This window comes from Neisseria sp. P0021.S007 (assembly GCF_051956855.1).
This window is the reverse complement of record NZ_JBQCXA010000778.1, coordinates 1-600: the sequence shown is the minus strand read 5'-3', so window position 1 is coordinate 600 and position 600 is coordinate 1. Positions and strand designations below refer to the sequence as shown.

At 47.5% G+C, this 600-nt stretch carries 1 protein-coding gene; it reads left to right on the top strand.

Going from position 1 to position 600, the window contains the following annotated elements:
• Positions 1 to 109 precede the first annotated feature (109 nt).
• Positions 110 to 600, top strand: a 491-nt coding sequence (locus ACTHUR_RS15910) for a YbhB/YbcL family Raf kinase inhibitor-like protein (RefSeq protein WP_440399633.1), incomplete at its 3' end; no start/stop codon positions are given.

The window sequence follows — 600 nt, the reverse complement described above, 5'->3', positions numbered from 1 at the left end:
GCTTGAGGCCGTCTGAAAATGCGACATCGGGAAAGTGAAAACGGCAGTATCTTTCAGACGGCCTTGGTGTTTGTTAGAATGAATAAACCTACTATTGGGAGATATTAAGATGAAAGTCAGCAGTAAAGCTATTGTCAACGGCGAATTTGAAGACAAATACGGCAAGCGCGGCAGCCAGTTCAGCCCGAGCGGTATGCCTTCTTATTCGATTCCTTTTGAGATCGAAGATGCACCTGAAGGAACAAAATCGTTTGCCGTGGTGTTGGAAGACAAAGATGCCATTTCGGCATCGGGTTTCGTATGGACACATTGGTTGATTTCGGATTTGAAACGTACTTCCGTGGCAGAAAATGAAAGTATTTCTGCAACAGATTTTACGCAGGGTGCGAACACTTGGGCGAGCGCGTTGGGTAAATTTGAAATCGAAGAGGCCTCGTTTTACGGCGGTATGGCACCACCGAACAACCGCCATCGTTATGAACTGATTGTGTACGCGCTGGATACCGTTTTGGATTTGCCGCGCGGTTTCCGCTTCAATGAGCTGCATTTTGCCATGCAGGGTCATGTCTTGGATTCGGCATGCGTGGTCGGTACTTATGA